General features: G+C 30.2%; 26 protein-coding genes and 1 pseudogene. 24 read left to right on the top strand and 3 right to left on the bottom strand.

Annotated elements, in window-relative coordinates:
• Nucleotides 1-5 precede the first annotated feature (5 nt).
• From AB8B23_RS06690 to groL, 16 genes and pseudogenes are all read left to right on the top strand, one after another.
• Entirely contained in the window at nt 6-791 is a 786-nt protein-coding gene (locus tag AB8B23_RS06690) for an OmpA family protein (protein WP_369712094.1), read from the top strand.
• Nucleotides 792-820: 29 nt separating this feature from the next.
• Nucleotides 821-907 (top strand): annotated as a pseudogene (locus AB8B23_RS06685) (type II toxin-antitoxin system YafQ family toxin); the annotation flags it as partial.
• A 14-nt stretch (nt 908-921) separates the two neighbouring features.
• The gene (locus AB8B23_RS06680) at nt 922-1,371 is read left to right on the top strand and encodes an OmpA family protein (protein WP_369712093.1); all 450 of its coding nucleotides are present in this window, start codon (nt 922-924) and stop codon (nt 1,369-1,371) included.
• Between the two features lie 47 nt (nt 1,372-1,418).
• Complete coding sequence (gene leuB / locus AB8B23_RS06675; RefSeq protein ID WP_369712092.1) at nt 1,419-2,477, top strand: 3-isopropylmalate dehydrogenase; 1,059 nt, start codon at nt 1,419-1,421, stop codon at nt 2,475-2,477.
• 33 nt (nt 2,478-2,510) lie between these two features.
• Nucleotides 2,511-3,296 (top strand): ABC transporter ATP-binding protein, encoded by a 786-nt coding sequence (locus AB8B23_RS06670; protein WP_369712091.1) that lies wholly within the window; start codon nt 2,511-2,513, stop codon nt 3,294-3,296.
• A 37-nt stretch (nt 3,297-3,333) separates the two neighbouring features.
• Nucleotides 3,334-4,389, top strand: a complete 1,056-nt coding sequence (locus tag AB8B23_RS06665) for a DMT family transporter (RefSeq protein WP_369712090.1) — start codon at nt 3,334-3,336, stop codon at nt 4,387-4,389.
• A 181-nt stretch (nt 4,390-4,570) separates the two neighbouring features.
• Complete coding sequence (locus AB8B23_RS06660; protein ID WP_369712089.1) at nt 4,571-5,335, top strand: class I SAM-dependent methyltransferase; 765 nt, start codon at nt 4,571-4,573, stop codon at nt 5,333-5,335.
• Nucleotides 5,336-5,412: 77 nt separating this feature from the next.
• Entirely contained in the window at nt 5,413-5,655 is a 243-nt protein-coding gene (locus AB8B23_RS06655; RefSeq protein WP_369712088.1) for a hypothetical protein, read from the top strand.
• A complete protein-coding gene (locus AB8B23_RS06650; protein ID WP_369712087.1) occupies nt 5,655-5,957 on the top strand; it encodes a hypothetical protein in 303 nt (100 codons plus the stop codon). The genes AB8B23_RS06655 and AB8B23_RS06650 overlap by 1 nt, the downstream gene beginning before the upstream one ends.
• 42 nt (nt 5,958-5,999) lie before the next feature.
• Nucleotides 6,000-6,656 (top strand): DNA alkylation repair protein, encoded by a 657-nt coding sequence (locus AB8B23_RS06645; RefSeq protein ID WP_369712086.1) that lies wholly within the window; start codon nt 6,000-6,002, stop codon nt 6,654-6,656.
• Between the two features lie 483 nt (nt 6,657-7,139).
• Nucleotides 7,140-7,595: an FxLYD domain-containing protein gene (locus AB8B23_RS06640; RefSeq protein ID WP_369712085.1), complete on the top strand. Its 456-nt coding sequence runs from the start codon at nt 7,140-7,142 to the stop codon at nt 7,593-7,595.
• 465 nt (nt 7,596-8,060) lie between these two features.
• Nucleotides 8,061-9,071 (top strand): ketol-acid reductoisomerase, encoded by a 1,011-nt coding sequence (gene ilvC / locus AB8B23_RS06635; RefSeq protein WP_021744313.1) that lies wholly within the window; start codon nt 8,061-8,063, stop codon nt 9,069-9,071.
• Nucleotides 9,072-9,838: 767 nt separating this feature from the next.
• On the top strand, nt 9,839-10,465 hold the full coding sequence (locus AB8B23_RS06630; protein ID WP_369712084.1) for a hypothetical protein: 627 nt from the start codon (nt 9,839-9,841) through the stop codon (nt 10,463-10,465).
• A gap of 150 nt (nt 10,466-10,615) precedes the next feature.
• Complete coding sequence (locus AB8B23_RS06625; protein ID WP_369712083.1) at nt 10,616-11,554, top strand: IS30 family transposase; 939 nt, start codon at nt 10,616-10,618, stop codon at nt 11,552-11,554.
• 160 nt (nt 11,555-11,714) lie between these two features.
• Complete coding sequence (locus AB8B23_RS06620) at nt 11,715-11,978, top strand: co-chaperone GroES (RefSeq protein ID WP_369712082.1); 264 nt, start codon at nt 11,715-11,717, stop codon at nt 11,976-11,978.
• Nucleotides 11,979-12,148: 170 nt separating this feature from the next.
• Entirely contained in the window at nt 12,149-13,771 is a 1,623-nt protein-coding gene (groL, locus tag AB8B23_RS06615; RefSeq protein WP_369712081.1) for a chaperonin GroEL, read from the top strand.
• A gap of 62 nt (nt 13,772-13,833) precedes the next feature.
• Here the strand turns inward: groL and AB8B23_RS06610 are convergent, their stop codons facing one another.
• The 3 genes from AB8B23_RS06610 to AB8B23_RS06600 form a co-directional block, all read right to left on the bottom strand.
• Nucleotides 13,834-15,126 (bottom strand): hydroxymethylglutaryl-CoA reductase, degradative, encoded by a 1,293-nt coding sequence (locus AB8B23_RS06610; RefSeq protein WP_369712080.1) that lies wholly within the window; start codon nt 15,124-15,126, stop codon nt 13,834-13,836.
• 99 nt (nt 15,127-15,225) lie between these two features.
• Complete coding sequence (locus AB8B23_RS06605) at nt 15,226-15,816, bottom strand: sugar O-acetyltransferase (protein ID WP_369712079.1); 591 nt, start codon at nt 15,814-15,816, stop codon at nt 15,226-15,228.
• Nucleotides 15,817-15,839: 23 nt separating this feature from the next.
• Nucleotides 15,840-17,051 carry a hydroxymethylglutaryl-CoA synthase gene (locus AB8B23_RS06600; protein WP_369712078.1) on the bottom strand — a complete coding sequence of 404 codons (1,212 nt, stop codon included), beginning with the start codon at nt 17,049-17,051 and terminating at the stop codon, nt 15,840-15,842.
• Between the two features lie 256 nt (nt 17,052-17,307).
• On the opposite strand from AB8B23_RS06600, the gene AB8B23_RS06595 reads away from it, so the two are divergent.
• The 8 genes from AB8B23_RS06595 (at nt 17,308) to AB8B23_RS06560 (ending at nt 22,190) form a co-directional block, all read left to right on the top strand.
• The gene (locus AB8B23_RS06595) at nt 17,308-17,784 is read left to right on the top strand and encodes a hypothetical protein (protein WP_369712077.1); all 477 of its coding nucleotides are present in this window, start codon (nt 17,308-17,310) and stop codon (nt 17,782-17,784) included.
• Nucleotides 17,785-18,075: 291 nt separating this feature from the next.
• Entirely contained in the window at nt 18,076-18,990 is a 915-nt protein-coding gene (mreC, locus tag AB8B23_RS06590; RefSeq protein WP_369712076.1) for a rod shape-determining protein MreC, read from the top strand.
• Between the two features lie 85 nt (nt 18,991-19,075).
• Nucleotides 19,076-19,615 (top strand): hypothetical protein, encoded by a 540-nt coding sequence (locus AB8B23_RS06585; protein ID WP_021745268.1) that lies wholly within the window; start codon nt 19,076-19,078, stop codon nt 19,613-19,615.
• A gap of 24 nt (nt 19,616-19,639) precedes the next feature.
• On the top strand, nt 19,640-20,335 hold the full coding sequence (gene recO / locus AB8B23_RS06580; RefSeq protein ID WP_369712075.1) for a DNA repair protein RecO: 696 nt from the start codon (nt 19,640-19,642) through the stop codon (nt 20,333-20,335).
• A complete protein-coding gene (locus tag AB8B23_RS06575; protein WP_021745266.1) occupies nt 20,325-20,795 on the top strand; it encodes a PTS sugar transporter subunit IIA in 471 nt (156 codons plus the stop codon). The genes recO and AB8B23_RS06575 overlap by 11 nt, the downstream gene beginning before the upstream one ends.
• A gap of 76 nt (nt 20,796-20,871) precedes the next feature.
• Complete coding sequence (gene nrdR / locus AB8B23_RS06570) at nt 20,872-21,339, top strand: transcriptional regulator NrdR (RefSeq protein ID WP_021745265.1); 468 nt, start codon at nt 20,872-20,874, stop codon at nt 21,337-21,339.
• A 42-nt stretch (nt 21,340-21,381) separates the two neighbouring features.
• Nucleotides 21,382-21,657 carry an FtsB family cell division protein gene (locus AB8B23_RS06565; protein WP_021745264.1) on the top strand — a complete coding sequence of 92 codons (276 nt, stop codon included), beginning with the start codon at nt 21,382-21,384 and terminating at the stop codon, nt 21,655-21,657.
• Between the two features lie 38 nt (nt 21,658-21,695).
• Nucleotides 21,696-22,190 carry a hypothetical protein gene (locus AB8B23_RS06560; RefSeq protein ID WP_021745263.1) on the top strand — a complete coding sequence of 165 codons (495 nt, stop codon included), beginning with the start codon at nt 21,696-21,698 and terminating at the stop codon, nt 22,188-22,190.
• Nucleotides 22,191-22,208: the final 18 nt, after the last annotated feature.

The raw sequence follows: 22,208 nt of genomic DNA, 5'->3' as shown, positions 1-22,208 counted from the left end.
ATTTTATGAAAAAAATTATTTTATTTTATCAGTTATTACTTTTGATAAATTTATTTTCTCAAGATGGAAATATCAAAGAATTTAATGATTCAAAAGGAAACATCTCTGGATATTCAATGACAGATTTTGATTTTAAAGGGTATTATAAAAAAATCAAAGAATTTGAAGAAAAAATTGAAAATGGTGATGTAAAAGCAATGAATAATTTAGCAAATTTTTATGCTAAAAATGATCAAACTGAACAAGCTGAAAAGTATTATAAAATGGCAATCCAAAATGGTTCTAAAAAAGCTGAAAAAAATTTGAAGATTTTGGAAAAATTTCCATTTATGAGTGATCCGATGGTTATGGACGATTTGGCTTGGGATATTCCAATGGAAGATACCAAAGGTGAGCTGAAAATTTCAATTAGAGGATTTAAAGAAAATGGTAAAGATTTAAATGAGTTTGAACGAAATAGAATGAAAGGCATTGTTAGAAAAATTTGGAATAAACTTTATGAAAGTGCAGATTTGGAATTTATCGGATATAATGATAATACAGAAAATAAAAAATTATCATTGGAAAGAGCTAAAAGACTTGCACAATTATTTCGTGAAAATGGTTTAAAAGATGAAATGCGAATTGTAAAAGTTTTGGGAAAAGGCTCTGAAAATGCGATGGATAGTAACGATACAATAGTAGAAAGATATAATAATAGAAGAGTTGAAATTATTGTAAAAAATGTAGTTGAAAAAAATTTTAATTTAAGTTTACTTAAGGAACTAAAAAATCAATTGGAAGATGAATAATTTTCTTATATTTTAAAAAATTTTTTTAGCCTGATTGGCTCTTAATTTATAAAATTGAAAAAAATATTTTGGTTTTGACATTGTTGAGAACTAGGACACATTCGGATTTGCTTTAAATTGGAGGAATTTTATGAAAAAGTTTATTTTATTTTGTATATTTACAATTGTGAATATCTCTTTTTCAACAACATTAGTAGTACCTTGCAATAGAGAGGAGAAAAAGTGTGTTATAAGAGGTTTTAAAGTTGATGGGAGAATAATAACTGAGTATCAGATATTTGATCTTAAAGAAATTGTAAATATTTTAAATAAATTTGGAAAAAGTGGAACTGTAGATTTCGTAGGACATACTGATTCAACTGGGACAAAGAAATATAATCAAAAATTATCGTTTATAAGAGCTAGAAATGTTGCTAGAATACTTAGAGAGCTTGGTTTAAAAGATACTATTTCAATTGGAGAAATAAGTGGTAAAGGAGAAGATGATCCAGTTGATAAAAATGAAACAGATATAGGAAAATATCATAATAGAAGAGTGGAGATTTTATTTAATAATTTAAAATGGAAAAATTTTGAATAAAAAAGTTAAAAAAGATGATATAAAGAATTTAGAAAGGAAGTGCGAAAATGAACTATAAAATTGCAGTATTAAATGGAGATGGAATTGGGCCGGAAATAGTGGCTGAGGCGATAAAGGTTTTGGACAAGGTTGGAGAGAAGTTTGGACATCAATTTGAGTATGTTCGGGGGTATCTTGGAGGGGAGTCTGTGGATAAGTATGGAGTTCCTTTGTCAAGTGAAACTGTGGAAGTTTGTAAAAATAGTGATGCTATTTTGCTTGGGGCTATTGGTGGGCCTAAATGGGATAATATTGAGCCTGAGAAACGTCCTGAGAGAGGGCTTCTTGCAATTAGGAAGGAACTTGGAGTTTATACGAATTTACGTCCTGCTATTTTGTTTAAATCGTTAAAAAGTGCGAGTCCTTTGAAGGAAGAAATAATTGGAGATGGACTTGATGTGATGATAGTAAGGGAACTTACTGGAGGGCTTTATTTTGGGCATAGGGAATATTCTGATGAAAAGGCGTTTGATACACTTCCTTACACAAGATTTGAAATTGAAAGAATTGCGAAAAAAGCATTTGAAATTGCAAAACTTAGAAATAAAAAACTTACGAGTGTAGATAAACACAATGTTTTGGATACTTCAAAATTGTGGAGAAAAGTAGTGGAGGAAATTTCAAAAGATTATCCAGAAGTAGAAGTTTCGCACATGTATGTGGATAATGCCGCAATGCAGCTGATTGCCAATCCTAGACAATTTGACGTAATTTTGACTGAAAATATGTTTGGAGATATTTTGTCAGATGAGGCTTCAATGCTTACAGGATCACTTGGAATGCTGCCATCAGCGAGTCTTGGAGATGGAAAAGTTGGACTTTATGAGCCAAGTCATGGTTCAGCACCTGATATAGCTGGAAAAAATATTGCAAACCCGATAGCAACAATACTTTCGGCAGTAATGATGTTAAGATATTCATTTAATCTTCAAAAAGAGGCTGATGCAATAGAAAAAGCTGTAGAAAAAGTGCTAGAAGCAGGATTTAGAACGGCTGATATTTATACAGATGGTATGCAGAAAGTTGGAACTGATGAAATGGGAACTGAGATTGCTAATAGAATTTAGGATCTAAAAATTTTGGAAAAGAAGGATATTTTTATGGAAGAAATATTACACTATGAAAATGTAACTTTTAAACGTAATGGCAGAGAAATATTGAAAGGAATTGACTGGCGTATAAATAAAGGTGAGAATTGGGTACTTTTGGGGCTTAATGGTTCTGGAAAGTCAACTCTTCTTGGAATGATACCAGCCTATATTTTTCCAACTTCTGGAGAAGTGAGAGTTTTTAGGCATAAATTCGGTAATTATTCTTGGAAAAAAATAAAGAATCGAGTTGGATTTGTAAGTTCTACATTAAATAATTTTTCAAGCACATTAAATGGCGAAAAACTGGAAGATATTGTAATTTCTGGAAAGTTTAGTTCTATTGGGATTTATGATGAAGTTACAGATGAGGACAGGGAAAAGGCGGATAAGATTATTGAGGATTTTAGGATTTCGTATATAAAAAATAATCGTTTTGGAACTTTGTCACAAGGAGAGCAACGACGGACATTGCTTGCAAGAGCGTTTATGAATGAGCCTGATTTGCTTATACTGGATGAGCCTTGTTCAGGGCTTGATGTAACTTCGAGAGAGTATTTTTTGAAAGTGCTTGAGGAAAATTCCAAAAATGATAATGCAATACCGTTTATTTACGTAACTCATCAGATTGAAGAAATTATGCCGTCAGTAACTCATGTAGCACTTCTTCACGATGGAAAGATTTTGGCAAAAGGGCTTAAAAAGGATATTTTGACTGATAAATTGCTTTCTCAGATGTTTGGTTTGGATGTAAAGATTGTATGGGAAAATGAAAGACCTTGGCTGATTGTGAGATGAATTTAGGATTTATCTAAAAGGAGATGATTTATTAAACATGGATAAAAGCAGAAAATTTATGGCGGTAATTTTAGCATTATTTGCAGCTATTTTTTATGCAATAAATACACCGTTTTCTAAAGTGCTTTTAAATAAAGTTCCTCCCACATTGATGGCATCTTTTTTATATTTGGGAGCTGGAACGGGCGTAGGTATTATGTACTTGTTTCGTAGAAAAGCCGAAGAAAAGTATAAAAAGTTGAATAAGGAAGATCTTCCTTATACTATTGGAATGATTGTCCTTGATATTGCGGCACCTATATTTCTGATGATTGGTATAAATATTGGTTCAGCTTCAAATGCTTCACTGCTTGGCAACTTTGAAATTGTAGCAACAACAATTATTGCTCTTTTGATATTTAAGGAGAAGGTAACACCAAAGTTATGGATTGCTATCGGTTTTATTACAGTATCAAGCATAGTTCTTTCAGTTGAAGGGGCTGAAAGTTTCCGGTTTTCATTAGGCTCATTGTTTGTTATACTGGCAACTTGCTGTTGGGGACTTGAAAATAACTGCACTAGAAAAATCTCGGATAAAAGCACTTATGAGATTGTTTTGCTAAAAGGCTTTTTCTCTGGCAGCGGCTCATTTACAGTCGCCCTTATTTTGGGAGAAAGAATTCCTGAAATGAAATATATAATAGCTGCTTTGCTACTTGGATTTGTGGCATATGGACTCAGTATTTTTATGTATATCAGAGCACAAAGAGATTTAGGTGCTGCAAAAACTAGTGCATATTATGCTGTAGCTCCATTTGTAGGAACTTTTTTAGCATTTATAGTAAATGGAGAAAAACTTACTTTGGTATATTTCATTGGTCTTGTTTTTATGATAATCGGCAGCGTAATTGTTGTATATGATACAATGGTTAAACGTCACAGTCATAGTCATTCTCACATAATTGTTCATAAGCATGATGGAAAAACACATACTCATATTATCACGCATAAACATGAGCATAGTCATTTTATATCAGAGAAAAAGCATAATCATAAACATAAAGATTATATAAATAGCAAAGAACATAAATTGATACATGAAAAGGGATTGTAAATTTATAAAAGTGCTGTATTTGAAACATAACAAATTAAAGTTTCAAATAAAATAAAAATTAAAAAAATTAAGCAAGATTAAAATTGTTCAAGAAATTAGAAATTTGTAGAGGTGAGAAAAGTGTAATGGCAACACATTCAACTTAAATCGAAATAGTATAAAATTACGAGGAGATTATAAGATGAATAATTATATAAAATTAAATGAAGATAGATGGAATAATGTAAAAAATGACTATACTGAGCCATTGACACATGAAGAATTAGAAGAAGTTAGAAATAATTCAATTTCTGTTGCATTAACTGTTGGGAAAAAAGTTCCAAAAGAATGGTTTGAAAAAGCAAACGGAAAAAAGATATTAGGTTTAGCTTGTGGTGGTGGACAGCAGGGACCAGTTTTTGCTATAAAAGGTTATGATGTAACCATAATGGATTTTTCTAAATCACAATTACAAAGAGATGATATGGTTGCTAAAAGGGAAGGCTTAAAAATCAACATAGTTCAAGGCGATATGACAAAGCCATTTCCATTTGAAAATGAAACTTTTGATATTATTTTCAATCCAGTTTCAAATGTATATGTAGAAGATTTAGAAAACATATATAAAGAAGCCTCTCGAGTATTGAAAAAGGGTGGATTGTTAATGGTCGGATTTATGAATCCTTGGATATACATGTATGATGCTGACATTGTATGGGACAAACCCAATGAGGAATTACTTTTAAAGTTTTCAATACCTTTTAATTCAAAAGAGCTTGAAGAGGAAGGCAAGATAACCATAAATCCAGAATATGGATATGAATTTAGCCATACCTTAGAAACTCAGATTAGAGGGCAACTCAAAAATGGTCTCGCTATGATAGATTTTTATGAATCGTGTGACAAGAGACATAGATTATCACGTTATGGAAATGACTATATAGCTACACTTTGCATTAAACTATAATATTATAGAACATACTTTAGGAGAATAGCCTGTTTTATTTTCCGTAAGGGTTAAAATTTAAATCCCGATTTATAGAGATGTTTGGAGATGAAAGTAAATTTAAGAAGAAAAAATTAAATAAAAATGTTAAAGAAATGTTTATTGGTCCATTTGGAAGTAGCTTAAAAAATGAATGTTTTGTTTCTAAGGAAGAAGGATTTTGTATTGTATGTGAACAGAAGCATGCAATAAGAAAAACAATAGATACATTAAATCGGTATGTAGATAAGAAAAAATATGAAGAATTAAAAAGATTTACGTATATCCAGGAGATACAATAGTGAGTTGTAGGGGAACAGTTGGAGAAATTTATAGAATTCCACACAATGCTAAATTTGGAATAATGCATCCTTCTATAATGAAAATTAGGTTAAATAATGAAGTTTATAATGTTATATTCTTTGAAAAAATGTTAGAGAAACATATGAAAAAAATATTGTATATGTCTCAAGGTAGCGGAATAAAAATGGCAATCACAGCAAAAGAGTTAGGGAAAAAAGATTTTATAGTTCCTCCGCTTTCGCTCCAAAATGAATTTTCACAATTTGTAGAGAAAACGGATAAATTAGAATTTTGTAATTAATAGAAATTAATGTTTTTAATAAAATGAAAAAAGAGGAAACTTATGGATTTTAATAAACTTTATAAAGAAATGATTCAGCATAAAAATAAAGAACAGGCTCAAAAAATGTCAAAATATATGCTTAATAAATTTGAATATATTGGAATCAAGACGCCTGAAAGACGCAAAATATTTAAAAATTTTTTCAAGGAATACAAGAATGAAGAAAAAATCGACTGGGAATTTGTAAATAAATGCTGGGAAAATAAGTACAGGGAATTTCAGTATGTTGGAGCAGATTACCTAAAGAATATGAAAGATAAGTTGACAATAGACGATATTCCAAAGCTTAAACAGTTAATCTTGAAAAAATCGTGGTGGGATACGATAGACAATTTAGATATGACAATAGGAGCTTTGGCATTAAAAGATTCAAATGTGAATAAAATATTGATAGAATGGAGTCTTGATGAAAATACTTGGCTTAGAAGAATTGCCATTGATCATCAGCTTTTGAGAAAAGAAAAAACAAATACTGAATTACTGGAAAAGATTTTAAAGAATAATCTGGGACAGACGAAATTTTTTATCAATAAGGCGATAGGCTGGGCATTGAGAGATTATAGCAAGACTAATCCTAAGTGGGTAAAAAATTTTATTGAGAAAAATAAAGAAAAAATGGCAAAATTAAGCATTAAAGAAGCTAGTAAATATTTCTAATATTAAACTCTGTTTAAGTAACAAAGTTATTATAGACTTTTTTAACAAAGTATATTTCCAAATAATTAAAATATAGTTTTTTAGTTATAATAAAAGTCGTACTAGCCATAGGTATTGCGTAGCAATCTTGCCATACATTTTGATTCTCAGGATAAATCTTTATTGCAAGATAAGGATTTGCGGCAATGAGCAATCCTGAAAAAAAAGTGTAATAAAAATAGTAAAATTGTCATTAAACAAAATAATTTAATACTAAATTTTATTAGAAAATAAAAACTATGTTAAAGATAGGAAGGTTTAATTTTAAATGTGGAATAGTATAAGTTTTAAAGTAAAAAATATTTATAAAAAATAGAAATATATAATTTTAATGTTAGAATATTTGAAATATACTGGTATTGCAATAAAATATTTTTAAATTCAGTTTTAAAGTGATTTTACTGTATTATAGGCATAAAAAATATTGAAAGGATTTAGTGAATTATGAAAAAAATAATAATGATAATGGGAATGGCTTTAGTTCTTTCATCTTGTGGAGTTGTTGGAGTGGCAGGAAGTATTGCTGGAGGGACAATTAAGGCAGCGGGAACTGTTACAGGAGCAGTAATTAAGACAACTGGGAATATTATTGGTGGAATAATCGGCGGAAATGATGGAGAAATTAATGCGAAAGGTGTTAAGTATAAATTTTCTAAGGCAAAAGTTGAAAATGATGGGAATACAACAATTGTAACAGGAGTTTTAACAAATAGTGGGAGCAGAAAGGAAAATGTTACTATTGAAATCCCTTGCTTTGATAAAAAAGGAACAAAAGTTGGAGATGTTGTAGACAGCACGGACTCCATTGATAAAAATAAAAAATGGGAGTTTAGAGCTGTTCTAAATTCGGGAGATGTAAAAGCGTGTAAAGTGAAGGATGCTTATGTAAATGCACAATAAATTTGATAATAACATCCTATACTAAACCCTGTTTAAATAATGAATTTATTACAATCTCTTCTAATAAAAGATAAGATCTAATATTTTAAGATATAATTTTTATTTTTTAAACAAAGTCTAGTATAAACTAATACGTCAGAGTATTTTTCTGTGCTGGAAAAACTGTTTGAACATAGTGAATTTTTTGTTAGTGTAGAAAAATGTCGTAGTAGGCTAGCAATTCTTGCGACAATTTTAATTATTAGGATAAACCTTTACTGTTAAGATAGGGATTTGCGGCAATGATCAATCCTACGAAAATAAAAAAGGAAAAATATAGTAATGTAAAAAAATATTTATTAATCAAAATATCTAAAAAATAAAATTCAAAAATATATAAAATATATAGTTACATTAAAAAGAAATATTTGCAAATATTTTTAAAAAGTGTATAATATATACATATAAAATTTAGGAGGATAAAAAATGGCAGGAAATATTTTAGGAACAACAGTTTATTATGATGCTGACTGTGATTTGAGTAAATTGGAAGGTAAAAAAATTACTGTATTAGGGTATGGTTCGCAAGGGCATGCACATTCTTTAAATTTGAGAGAAGGTGGATTTGATGTAACTGTTGGACTTAGAAAAGGTTCAAAATCTTGGGATGAGGCTACTGAAGCAGGATTTACAGTAAAAGAAACTGCAGATGCCGTAAAAGATGCAGATATAGTTATGATTTTGATTCCAGATGAAATTCAGGCTGATGTATATGCGTCTGATATTGCACCAAACTTGAAAGAAGGAGCATACATTGCATTTGGACATGGATTTAACATTCACTTTGAAAAAATTGTTCCAAGAGAAGATATAAGCGTATTCATGGTTGCACCAAAAGGACCTGGACACTTAGTAAGAAGAACATTCCAAGAAGGAAGTGGAGTACCTTGTTTAGTAGCAGTGTATAAAGATCCAGCAGGAGATGCAATGGAAGTTGCCAAAGCATGGGCATCAGCTATTGGTGGAGGAAGATCAGGAATCCTTGAAACTACATTCAAGCAAGAAACAGAAACAGATTTATTCGGTGAACAGGCTGTATTGTGTGGTGGAGTAGTAGAACTTATGAAAGTAGGATTTGAAGTATTGACAGAAGCTGGATATGATCCTGTAAATGCTTACTTTGAATGCTTACACGAAATGAAACTTATCGTAGACTTGATTTATGAAGGTGGATTGGCAACAATGAGAAGCTCAATTTCAAATACTGCTGAATATGGAGATTACATCACAGGACCAAAAATCATAACTGCTGAAACAAAAGAAGCTATGAAACAAGTATTAGCAGATATCCAATCAGGTAAATTTGCAAATGACTTCTTAGCAGACTCAAAAGCAGGACAACCATTCTTAAAAGAAAAAAGAGCAGAATTTGCAAATCACGGTGTAGAAAAAGTTGGAGCTGAATTAAGAAAACTTATGCCTTGGATTAAAAAGTAAAATTATCTCAAAACCTTTAAAAATAATTGTTTAAAGCGATTTATAAAATGGCAAAATCAGTAAAATATCAGTAAATCATAAAACACTCTAAATTAGGGTGTTTTATTTTTTTCTAATTTATTCAGCGTGTCCAACATCTTTGGAGTGTACCCAAAATTTTGGACAAATAATTTGAAAACTAGTTTTCTATTTGTTAAAATATAGTTGAAGAGGGAAACTTGATTATGGCAAGAAAAGTAAGAGGTACACAGATGAATTTAAAATGTCAATTTCAGAATTGCTGGAAGAAGGAAGGACAGGTCTATTAGAAAATGAATATGGGTTAGTAAAAGTAACAATCAGAAAATAGGAAAAAAATTTAAAGGAATCATAAATAAAAAATACAATACTAATGAAGCTTTAAATGAAATCATAGCTTTAAAAAGGCACTGCAACAAGAAATGGATAAAAATAAAAAATTAGAAAAAGAGTTGGAGCGACAGGAATTAGATATTAACAATTCTTTTAGATTTTGGTTATTTTCCGACATTTTTATCAGCTTCTTTCATAAAATATCTCAGTAATATTATACCTTTTTTTAGATTTTTTTCATGCGTTTGTCGTGATATAAGCAAAAACAAATTGAAAAATTTAAAAAATTATGGTAGAATTGTAACAAAAGTAATTAAATGAAATTTAATAACAGAATACAAAATAAATAAATTCTTAAAGTAAATCTGAAAAACATTTGATTTACTTTGCTCAAAAGTTAATTGGGAGGAAAATTTATGAAAAAAAGGAAAAAATTAATAGCTGTAAGCTCAATTCTTGCGGTAGGAATTCCACTCCTTGCTATTGGGACAGGAACGATAATAAAAAAAGTGAGAGATGATTATTACAAAAACCAAAAAGATCAGATTGAAGTTGAAAAAGCAAGAGAAGAGGCTGAAAGACAACGTAAATTAGCCGAAGAAAAAGCTTTAACCGAAAAAAAGATTGTACAAAATAAATCTGAAATAGAAAAATACGTAATTGAGAAAAAACCAGAAAAAAAACCACAAATTACAGAAACTAAACCAAATGTAGTTAAAGAAAAAAGAGAAAGAGTAAGTATAGCAAATTCAGCCCCTGTTTATGAGCCTGTACAAGCTCCAATTGTACGGCGTGAATTAACAAAAGAAGAGATAAAAAGAGCTAAGAAAGCCCTGAAAGAAGCAAGAGCAAGCTATTTTAGTGGAAGTAAAGGTGCAACTTTTGCAAAAGCTCCAAAAACTCCAGATAAAATTATAATTATAAATAACGGTAGAGGAAATATTGAAGTAGCAAAACATACTCCGAAAGAAAAAAATGATAAGGCAGATAGAGTTCTAAAAGAAATAAGAGATAGCTACTATAAAGATAGAGGTAAAAAATAGGAATATTTAAATGACTCAGAAATGAGTCATTTTTTTAGAGATCATAGATTGTAAAATATATTGCGACAAACTAAAAAAATATAAAAACTCATGATAATTTCGTGTTAAAATGTTAGTAACGACAAAAACATTAACGAAAGGAAATATATCATGAGCCATAAATATTTTACCATAAATGAAAGAAATAAACTAGAGGTTCTGCTAAAAGAAAATTACAAAATTGCTAAAATTGCTAAAATCCTTAACAGGCACAGGACTACCATTTATCGTGAAATAAAAAGAATTAATGGCGAATACTCTTCTGAAAATGCTCAGGCAGATGCCAGTACAAAAGCTGCTAATAAAGGAAGAAGCTCAAAAATTACTGCTGAATTGAAAAACCTGATAGAGGACAGGCTCTACAAAACCTGGTCCCCTGAACAAATTGCTGGCAGGGAACTAAAGGGGAGACTGTCATTTAAAACTATCTATAACTGGCTGTACAGTAATTTTTTAGATGTTTCGCTGAATGTCTTGAGAAGAAAGGGGAGGAGAGCGAAAACTAAGGAGACAAGAGGAAAATTCAATATTGGGAAGTCAATTGGCGACAGACCGCAAGAAGTCAGGAAAAAAGAAGTTTTTGGGCATTGGGAGCTGGACTCGGTAGTTTCAGCAAGAGGAGAAAACAAAGCCTGCTTTGCGACATTTGTAGAATTGAAGACAAGATTTTATGTGGCAATAAAGATGAAAAATAGAAGTAAAAGTTCAATGCTGGAAGCAATAAAACGGCTGACAGCCGGTATTCCAAAAGGAGCATTCAAGACTTTCACATCAGACAGGGGCAAGGAATTTTCGTGCTGGGAAGAGGTGGAGAAGATGGGAATAGAATTCTATTTTGCAGATTCTTACTGCTCATGGCAGAGAGGCTGCAATGAAAACAGCAACGGTCTTCTAAGAGAATTTTATCCAAAGAAGACCGACATATCAAAAATAGATACAGAAGACTTGATAAGAACTTTAATGCTGATAAATTCGAGACCAAGAAAATGTTTAAACTATGCAACGCCATTTGAAAAATTTTTACACGAAATTAGTTTTAAAAAAAGTTAGGTAAAATGTCGCAATTAATATTGCAATTTATGAGATCAAAAAAATTTAAAAAAATGCTTGCAAAATTTTTAAAAATGTATTATTATATTGTTAGCACTTAAATTTAAAGAGTGCTAACAATAAAATTGAATTAAAGATTAAAATATTTTAGGAGGGAAAAATGATAATTAAACCATTGGGAGAAAGAGTTTTAATAAAACAGACAGAGCAGGAAGAAGTTACAAAAAGCGGGATTGTATTGCCAGGGACAGCTTCAAAGGAAAAACCGATAATTGGAGAAGTTTTAGCAGTTGGTTCAAAGATTGAGGAAGTCAAAGTTGGAGATAAAGTAATTTTTGAAAAATATTCTGGAACAGAAGTTAAGGATGGGGAAGAAAACTACTTAATTTTAGAAAAAGACAATGTTTTGGCAATTGTTGAATAATAAAAATTTAAAAAAATAAATTTGTATGGAAATTAAATGTATAAAAAAATGATACAGACATTGTGAAACAAGTAATTTTTATTTCTTGTTAAAATAAAAAATTATATTATTAAATTACGAAAGAATTTCACAATAAAAAATTTACAAATTTTAGAAGGAGATGATAAAAAATGGGAAAAATAATAAAATTTAATGAAGATGCGAGAAAAGCGCTTGAAGTGGGAGTAGATACACTAGCTGACGCTGTAAAAATTACACTTGGACCGAAAGGAAGAAATGTAGTATTAGATAGAGGATTTGGAGCACCAATGATTACAAATGATGGTGTTACAATAGCAAAAGAAATCGAACTTAAAGATCCAATCGAAAATCTTGGAGCACAAATTGTAAAAGAAGTGGCTACAAAGTCAAATGATGTGGCAGGAGACGGTACAACTACTGCAACTGTACTGGCACAGGCTTTAATCAAAGAAGGACTGAAAATGGTAGCTTCTGGAGCAAATCCTGTATTTATAAGACGTGGAATGGAACTTGCTTCTAAAAAAGTTATTGAAGAACTTACAAAAAGAGCTAAAAAAGTGGAATCAAATGAAGAAATAGCACAAGTTGGGGCAATTTCAGCAGGAGATGTAGAAATAGGACAATTAATTGCTCAAGCTATGGAAAAAGTTGGAGAATCTGGAGTTATTACAGTTGAGGAAGCGCGTTCTTTGGATACAACTCTGGAAGTTGTGGAAGGAATGCAGTTTGACAACGGATACTTGTCACCTTACATGGTTTCAGATTCTGAAAGAATGGTTGTGGAAATGGACAATCCATTTGTCTTGATCACAGATAAAAAAATTGCAAACATGAAAGAATTATTGCCAATCTTGGAAAAAACAGTGGAATTAGGACGACCAATGCTTATAATCGCTGAAGATGTGGAAGGAGAAGCACTTGCAACTCTTGTTGTAAATAAACTTCGTGGAACATTAAATATTGCCGCTGTAAAAGCTCCAGCGTTTGGAGACAGAAGAAAGGCTATGTTACAGGATATTGCAATTTTAACAGGTGGAGAAGTTATTTCTGAAGAAAAAGGAATTAAACTTGAAACTGCTGATATTAATTTCTTGGGACAAGCTAAAAAAGTTAGAATTACTAAAGATAATACCGTTATCGTAGACGGTCTTGGAGAAAAAGATGCAATACAAGCAAGAATTGGACAAATTAAAAATTCAATTGCTGAAACAACTTCTGATTATGACAGAGAAAAATTGCAGGAAAGACTTGCTAAATTATCTGGTGGAGTGGCTGTAATAAAAGTTGGAGCTGCAACTGAAACTGAAATGAAAGAAAGAAAATTGAGAATTGAAGATGCTTTAAATGCAACAAAAGCAGCTGTGGAAGAAGGAATTGTGCCTGGAGGAGGAACAATCTTGATTCAAATCGCAAAAGCAATTGAAGACTTTAAATTAGAAGGTGAAGAAGGGCTTGGAGTGGAAATTGTGAAAAGAGCATTATCTGCACCACTTAGACAAATTGTTATCAATGCTGGAATTGATGCAGGTGTCGTAATTGAAAAAGTAAAAAATTCTGAAAATGGAATAGGATTTGACGCTGCAAAAGAAGAATATGTAGATATGGTAAAAGCTGGAATCATTGATCCTGCCAAAGTAACACGTTCTGCAATTCAAAATGCAGTATCAGTATCATCAGTATTATTAACAACTGAAGTTGCAGTTGGTAATGAAAAAGAAGAATCGCCAGCTGGTGGAATGCCAGGTGGAATGGGAATGCCAGGAATGATGTAATCTAATAAAATGTAATAAAATAAGGGGTAGTCATTATAAACTACCTCTTTTTTTCTGCTATATTATTTTTTGATTTTTATTTCTTCTAAAATTACCTTCACATTTTCCAAATTAATACTTTTTCCACTTTCCAAAAGTTTTTCTACAACAATATCAATTTCTTTACCTTTTGCACCAGCAAAAAGTGCTAATGAACGAGCCTGCAGCTTCATGTGTCCGTGCTGTATTCCAGTTGTAACAAGTGCTTTTACTGCGGCAAAGTTTTGAGCAAGCCCTACTGATGTAATAATGCTTGCCAGTGTCCTTGCGTCAGGATTTCCTAAAATATTAAATGCAGCTTTTACGCTTGGATTTAGTCCTATTGAGCCACCTACACTTGCGATTGGCATTGGGAGGGTAAGTTCGCCTTTTAATTTATTTGTGCTTTCATCAAAAGTCCAAGTTGTAAGACCTTCGTATTTGCCATTTTTCACAGCAAAAGCATTTCCTCCAGCTTCAATTGCACGCCAGTCGTTCCCAGTAGCGATTACTACAGCGTCAATTCCGTTGAAAATCCCTTTATTATGAGTTGTGGCACGATAAATATCAAGTTTTGCAAATTTGCTTGCAAGTTCTATTTTTTTTGCAGTTTCAATAGATGTTTCCATTGAGCTGCTAAGAAGTTTTACATTTACTTCACATTCGGCTTTTACAAGAGATTCGGTTGCATAATTTGATAAAATTGCCATTAGGCTTTTTCCGTTTGTAATATTTTCAAGCGGCATTTTTATTGTCTCAAGCATTGTATTCAAAATATTTGCTCCCATAGCCTCCTTCACATCGGCAATCAGATAAACAATCAGAAATTCATCAATATTCTTTGCTTCAATATTAATCGCACCGCCGCCACGTGCTACAATCGAAGGATGGGCATCATTTGCAATTTTTAAAATTTCATTTTTATTTTCCAAAATCATCGAAATAGCATTTTCAAAGTCTAAAATATCATACAATGCAACTTGCCCAATCATTTTCCTGTCCAAAATTTTTGTTGTGAAACCGCCAGATTTTCCAATAATTTTAGCTGCGTAACTGCACCCTGCCACAACAGATGGTTCTTCTGTAACCATTGGCACAGCATAATCTTTTTCATCAATAATAAAGTTTGGAGCAATGCTGAATGGCAAGGCAAATGTTCCAATTCCATTTTCAGTCATTTGATTTGCAGTTTCTAGTGGCAAGTTCTCATTTTTTTTCAGAAGTTGTTCAAATTCTTCAGTTAAAAATCCATTATCTTTTAACATCTGTATTCGCTCAGTTCGTTCTTTTTTTTGAAAGCCAAGCCAATTTAATTTTTTTTGATTTTCCTTTTTCATATTTGAAATCAGTTCCTTTCGTTTGAGGGGTTATAATAAAACTCAAGCACTTAAAAAATTGTCAAATTCTAATGCTTGAGTGAAAATATAGTTTAAATTTTAAGGTTTATAGCCAGTTTTATCTTTTTCTGTTATTTTTCTGATAACTTTGCACGGTACTCCTGCGGCAATTACATTATCTGGAATATCTTTTGTAACAATACTTCCAGAGCCGATAATAGTGTTGTTTCCAATTGTAACTCCTTGATTAATGTGGACTCCTGCACCAATCCATACATTGTTACCTATTTTCACAGGCTTGGCATAACATCCCCCATTAATTCTTTCTTCTGCATCAATACTGTGATTAGAAGTATAAATTCCTACTCTTGGTCCAAAAAGAACATTATTTCCAATTTCAATTCCGCCACCATCAAGCATTACACAGTCAAAATTTGCATAAAAGTTATTTCCTATTGAAATATTAAATCCAAATTCACATCGGAATGTCGGCTCAAAGTGTACGTTTTTACCAATTGATTTTAAAAGATTTTTTAGGATTGCTTCTCTTTCTGATGTTGGTTTTCCAAAACTTTCGTTATATTTATTTGTTAAAAAAACAGTATTTTCTCTAGCTTTTATAAGCTCTGGAGTTAAATCATTGTAAACTTTTCCTGATAAAATAAACTGCCGCTGTTCTTCTAAATTCATATTAATTAGCTCCTTTCAGAAATTTATTTTATTTTTTTGTAAATCCTTTTATGATTTTCCACTTTTTCCAATACAAACGCATTATCACTTTCCTGAATAAGTTTTCTATTTGAAAAATCACAATTTCCTTCATTATCTAAAATTATTTTTTCAAAAAATAAATTTTCATATTCATTTATTGATAATTGCTTTCTATTGTCAAAATCGTTTAATCTATCGTGCCTTAGATGATTTTTAAAGTCTTCTGCAAGGGTTAGATTAAAAAATTCACAAACAGCGCCGCTTCCATAACTATACATTCCAATATTGTCACCAGCCTTTAAGCTATCACAGTTTTCAAGTAATGAAAGCAAACTTAGATAAAGAGAGCCTGTATAGATATTTCCGACTCGTTTTCCATAAATTATTGAAGTATGAAATTTTTCCAAAAATTTATTTTTTGTTTCTTTTTCCACATTTTTTTCTAAAAGTGAATTAATCGCTTTCAATCCTAGTTTTGGAAATGGTAAATGAAAACAGAAACCATCAAAATCACATAAATCTTGATTATATCTTTTTTTGTATTCATCAAATGTTGTTACAAGGCAGTCAAGATACTGCTTTGTTGAAAAATGTCCGTCTACTATTGGAAAATTTGAGTAGTTAGGACGCCAGAAGTCCATAATATCACGTGTTTGGCATACATTTTCATCATTTATTACGGCAATTTTTGGGTCTTTTTTTATTAGCATTGCGATACTTCCTGCCCCTTGTGTAGATTCTCCAGGAGTGTCAATTCCGTATTTTGCAATGTCTGAAGCAATTACTAGAACTGAGGCATTTTCGTTTTTTTCAATATAGTTTTTGGCAAAACTTAAAGCAGCAGTTGCCCCGTAGCAGGCTTCCTTAATTTCGATACATCTTGCAAATGGCTGAATACCCAGCAGATGATGAATAAAAACAGCAGAAGCCTTACTTTGATCAATTCCAGATTCTGTTCCAACAATAACCATTTCAATATTTTTTTTATCTTCTTCGTCTAAAATTTGTTCAGCCGCACTTGCCCCAAGCGACACAATATCCTCCGTTACAGGTGCAATGCTCATCTCGCTTTGCATAAGACCTTTTACAAACTTATTTTCATTTTCATTTCTTCCAAGTGCTAAATCTCGTATATCTAAAAAGTATTTTGGCATTGCAAAACCAATTTTATCTATTCCAATTTTGATTTTTTTTCCTATTTCTTTTATTTTCATAAAATTCGGGCCTTTCTATATAAATATTTTTTTGAAGGAATCACAAATTATATTTAAAAATATGATGTGAAAATTAATAAATATAAAAGTTTTAAGTATAACTACACATATTGTACTATAAAAAAAATGAAATATCAATAATTATAAAATGTTTATTTTTTCCTTGAATTTTTTGATAAATATTGATATAATACAATTAAAATTTTAAACTAATACGAAATTAAAAAAATTATAATTATAGAAAGGAAATCAGAAAATGAAAAAATTTATCTTAATTACAGTAATAATTATCTCCGCAGTATCTTTTGCTGAGCTTTCAGAAGAAAAACAGAAAGTTCTTGATAAATATAGAAAACAAGCAGAATTAGAGAGATTTAATCCCAAAGAAGTAAGAGTAAAACTTGAAGATATCTTGTCTAATAAATTTCAAATTCTTCCAGATGTTCAAACTGGAAGGGTTACGACAAGCGCCACAGCAAATCCTTTGACTAGACAGCAAATCGTTGAAAAATACAGAAGAGAGGCTCGTCTGCAGGAGGACAGGGAAAAAGAGGAACAAGCAAGAAAAGCTGCTAAAAAACCAGAGTTTATATACTGGGGAAATGAAAATCCTGAGAAATTCATTAAAACAGATTTAGGATCAGTTGAAAGTGTAAAGCTGTATTTACATTATAATCCGCATAGAAAGGCACAGCTAACTGAACGTTATATAAAAATAGTAGGTCAGGAATAATATTATATTTTGTTAAAGAGATATTTCGCAAATATATATAGGATATCTCTTTTTTTTAAAAAAAATTTTTTATCATGCTCAGTAAACAAAAAATGTTAACGCCATAAAAAAATTAATTATAAAAAACTTGATATAATGTATGTTATATGTTATTATATCAATGTTAAAAAGTTTTAATACTGATTTTTATATCTGATAACTTTTGAAAATAATTATCTTTTCAAAATTTGGAATGGATAGATCCAGTTTTAAAAGATTTACTATAAATAAAATCGAGAGGATTATGTAATAATGAGTTTGGATAATTTTTATGAGAAAAAAAGTACAGGTAGGACAATCTTAATAATAATAATTATAATAATAGTTTTATTTGCATTTAAAAATAGGATTACAAGTTCATTTACTTTTATGGACGGAATAACACAGTCAGTAAATTTCAGGCTGGTAAAAGTGAAGAGCATGCTTTACACACAGATATTAAAGTTAAAATCCAGAGTTAATGATATTAGCTATATTGATGATTACATCGAAAATAATAAGACAAGAGATTTTGAGCTGCAAAAAAATAAAGTTCAGAATATGGAACTTGCTTATGTGAAGCAAGAAAATGAAAATTTACGTAAAATGCTTGAAATGCGTCAAAAAACACAAGCTGAATTTATAGCTGCAGACGTAGCACTCGTGGAAAATGGTAATTCGTCAGAAAAAATGTATATAAATAAAGGATCTGCACAGGGAATAAAAATAAATCTGCCTGTAATGTATGATGGCTATCTTATAGGAAAGATTTCTAAAGTCAGTGAGGAATATTCTGAAGTTACCTTGCTTACAAGCAAAACTTCTAAACTGAGCGTAGTTGTAAATAATGGAAGTCTTCAAATTCTACGTGGAAACGGAAATGGGACATACTCAATTCAGAATTATAATGAAACTAGTGTTAATAAGGATACAATATTTAATATAGAAACTTCAGGAGTAAGTGATATATTACCAAGAGGACTTAGAGTAGGAACTTTTAAAGTGACAGAACTGAACGCATTCAATAAAATGAAGGAAGTAAGGTTTAAGCCTAATGTGAACATATTTGATATTCAAAGTGTCCTAGTCTATAAATGGAGTATTAATGATTCAATAAATACACAGATACAAAAAGAGTTAAAAGCTCAGGAAGAACAGCAAAATAAAGAGAATTCACAAACAAATTAAAGAAATGTGTATTAATATATAACAGAATAGCATTTATCATATAAGTAATGCTATTTAATAAATTAAAAAAGAGGTGAGTTTAATTATGTTAAAACAATTAACATTAACAAAAAAAGTTATTTTATTATTTTTATTGGTATCAGTTTTTTCTTTCTCAAAGGATTTTTGGGAAAAAAGTAATTTTACGGTAAATGTGACGGAAGATGCCACATTTAATGGTAAAAGAAGAAGCAAAAGTTATGTTATGACATACAACTCAGGTACGATGAAGCTTCAAATTACGGCACCAAGTGTAAATAAGGGTGAAGTTTATACTTTCAGTGGAAGCAAAAAAACTATTTATTATCCAAGCTTAAAACAGACTGTAACACAAAAAGTTGAAAAAAGTGAAGCAAATATTTTAGCGGTATTCAATAAGCTAAGAAGTATAAAATCTAAAAAGACACAGACTAAAAATGGAGATACATTTACATTCTCAAATAACTGGCTGACATCTATAAAGAGCAGCGGTAACATCGTGAATTTTAGTGATTACAAGACTTCTAACGGATATAGTTATCCAACAAAAATTTCTGTGAAGGATGGAAGTTCTCAGATAATTTATAGATTGTCAAATTTTAGATAATTCATTTGGATAAGTTATAAATTTATGAAAATAATAAAGACAAATTGTATTGTTTTAAAGAAAAAAGAAATGAAGGAAGCGGATTTACAGGTTACACTTTTCAGTAAGGATTATGGTAAAATCATAGCAACTGCCTATGGAATTCGAAAATCCAATAAAAGAAATGTTGTTTCCTTAAATCCGCTGAATGAAGTTGAAGTAACACTTTCACAAAGAAACAATTATTACATTATAAAAGAAGTGGAAATTATAAAAAATTTTAATAACATTATAAAAAATATTGACAAACTGGAAATTTCATTATATATATTGGATAGTATAGATAAAATTTATTATATGATAAATGAAAATGGAAATTTTTTTGATAAGCTGGTGGAAATATTGAGTTTCATTGATATCCTTCCTTGTTTGAAGAAAGGCTATAAATATTATGTTGTATTATCATTCTTGCGAAGGATAATGATAGAACAGGGTATTTATGATATTGAGGAAATAAGTTTAATATTGAGAAAAGAAAAAAGCGAAAATATAAAAAAATATAAAGAAATTTTGCAAATTTCAAAAAATACTTCAAATATACTTGAAATTCAGAAAAAATTTGAAAAATATATTGATTTCTTAAGAAAAATGGTTATAATTTTTGAAAATTTTATAAACAGAAATTTACAGGTTGAGATAAAAATAAAGAAATTTATTATGGAGGAATTTTATGGAAACTAAAAATGTCGCTGACTATATCAAAATTGACACAATAAATTTAAATTTAGAATCAAAAAATAAAAATGCAGTAATTAAAGAGTTGTATAATAATTTAAAAGATACAGGCTTAATAAAGAATGAAGAGCAGGGACTGAGTGATATTTTTGCAAGGGAAGAAATGGGGTCTACGGGAATTGGTAAAAAAATTGCCTTACCACATGCAAAAACTAATGCAGTAGACGAGCTCATAGTAACCTTTGGAATTTCTAAAAATGGTGTATCATATAATTCAATGGATGATGAAGATGTAAATATATTTTTTATGTTTCTGTGTCCTGAAAACAAAACTCAGGAATATCTTAAAGTTCTAGCAAGAATTTCAAGATTAATCAGGGATGAAAAATTTATTGACAGTTTGCTGAAAGCTAATTCAAATAAGGAAATTATTGAAATTATAAGAGCAGAAGAAATGAATGAATAGATATCTGTTGTCTAGCTTGGATTACATAATTAACAAACCCTGAAACAATTTAAATAAATCGAGAGGGGGAAATTTTATGAGATGTCCGTTTTGTGGCTATGAAAATACAAAGGTTGTTGATAGCCGTGCATATTTTGAGGGAAATTCAATAAAAAGAAGACGTGAATGTGAAAAATGTGGAAAAAGATTTACAACGCATGAAAAAGTTGCAGAACTGTCGCTAACAGTAATAAAAAAAAATGGAGAAAAACAGCAGTATTCACGTGAAAAAGTTTATAATGGAATTGTCAGGGCATTCGAAAATCGTAAAATTGACAATGAGAAAATAGAAGAAACCTTGGATAAAATTGAGCGTGAAATACTTACAAACTATTCTGGTGAAATAAAGTCCAGTGAGCTGGGAGATAAAATACTTTCATACTTAATAGATTTAGACGAAATTGCTTATGTTAGATTTGCATCAGTTTACAAAAAATTTGACAGTCTAGACAGTTTTGTAAAAGAGATAGAAAAAATACGCAATGATAAGAATAGAGAAAAATAATAATAAAATATTTTGATAATCAAGAAAGGAAAATAATAGAAAATGAAAAAACTCCGTTTAATTGGAAACATAATATTTTTTAGTTTAGTAGTACATTTTGTACTTCAAAGTGTTAATGTGTTCATGGGAAAAAAGGATATGCAGTTAAGTTTATCACAGACTAATCAACAGATAAAGGAATTGAAAGAAAGAAAAAGTAAATTAGAGCAGGAAAAAGAGAATGCAGGAGTTAATAATAAGGATAAAAATGAGAAATTTGCAAGAAATAACTTGAATCTAAAAAGAAAAGGAGAAGTTATTTATAAAATAGTTGACTAACATAAATTTCATAAATATTTTTATAGGTAGGTTATATTATGAACAAATTAAATAATACAGAAAATTTAAAAAATAAACTTGAAAACTTAAAAATAGAAGATGAGAAAAATAAATATATTTTCAGGGCAAATTTAAGATATATGATTTCATCATCTATTTTTTTTATGGTAATAGCATTTATAGCTGCATATTCGTTATATAAAGGAATTATAGGAGCTGAGAAACTGACTATAATAAGAATAGCATTTATTGTGATTATTTTTGTTTATGTCATAATAGCGTCAATACTTCTTTTTGAATTTAAAATTGTGATTGAAAATGATGAGATAGTTATGAAGAAAGTTCGTATTAAAATGAAAAATATTGAAAGTGCATCGCTCAGAATAATTAGAGTGGGCATGGGGAAAGCTGACAAGTTTCTGGAAATAATAACAACAGACAAAAAAAGAATACAGATGAGAATGAATATAAGTGATGAATTGCTATTTTTGAAGTTAATACAAAATCAGATTGGAGAGAAACTGGATATTTAATCTAAATTAAGTATCCAA

Source organism: Leptotrichia sp. HSP-342 (assembly GCF_041199995.1).
Taxonomy (GTDB): Bacteria; Fusobacteriota; Fusobacteriia; order Fusobacteriales; family Leptotrichiaceae; genus Leptotrichia; species Leptotrichia mesophila.
Note: the sequence above shows the minus strand (reverse complement) of the source record. Positions and strands in the feature narration are given on the sequence as shown.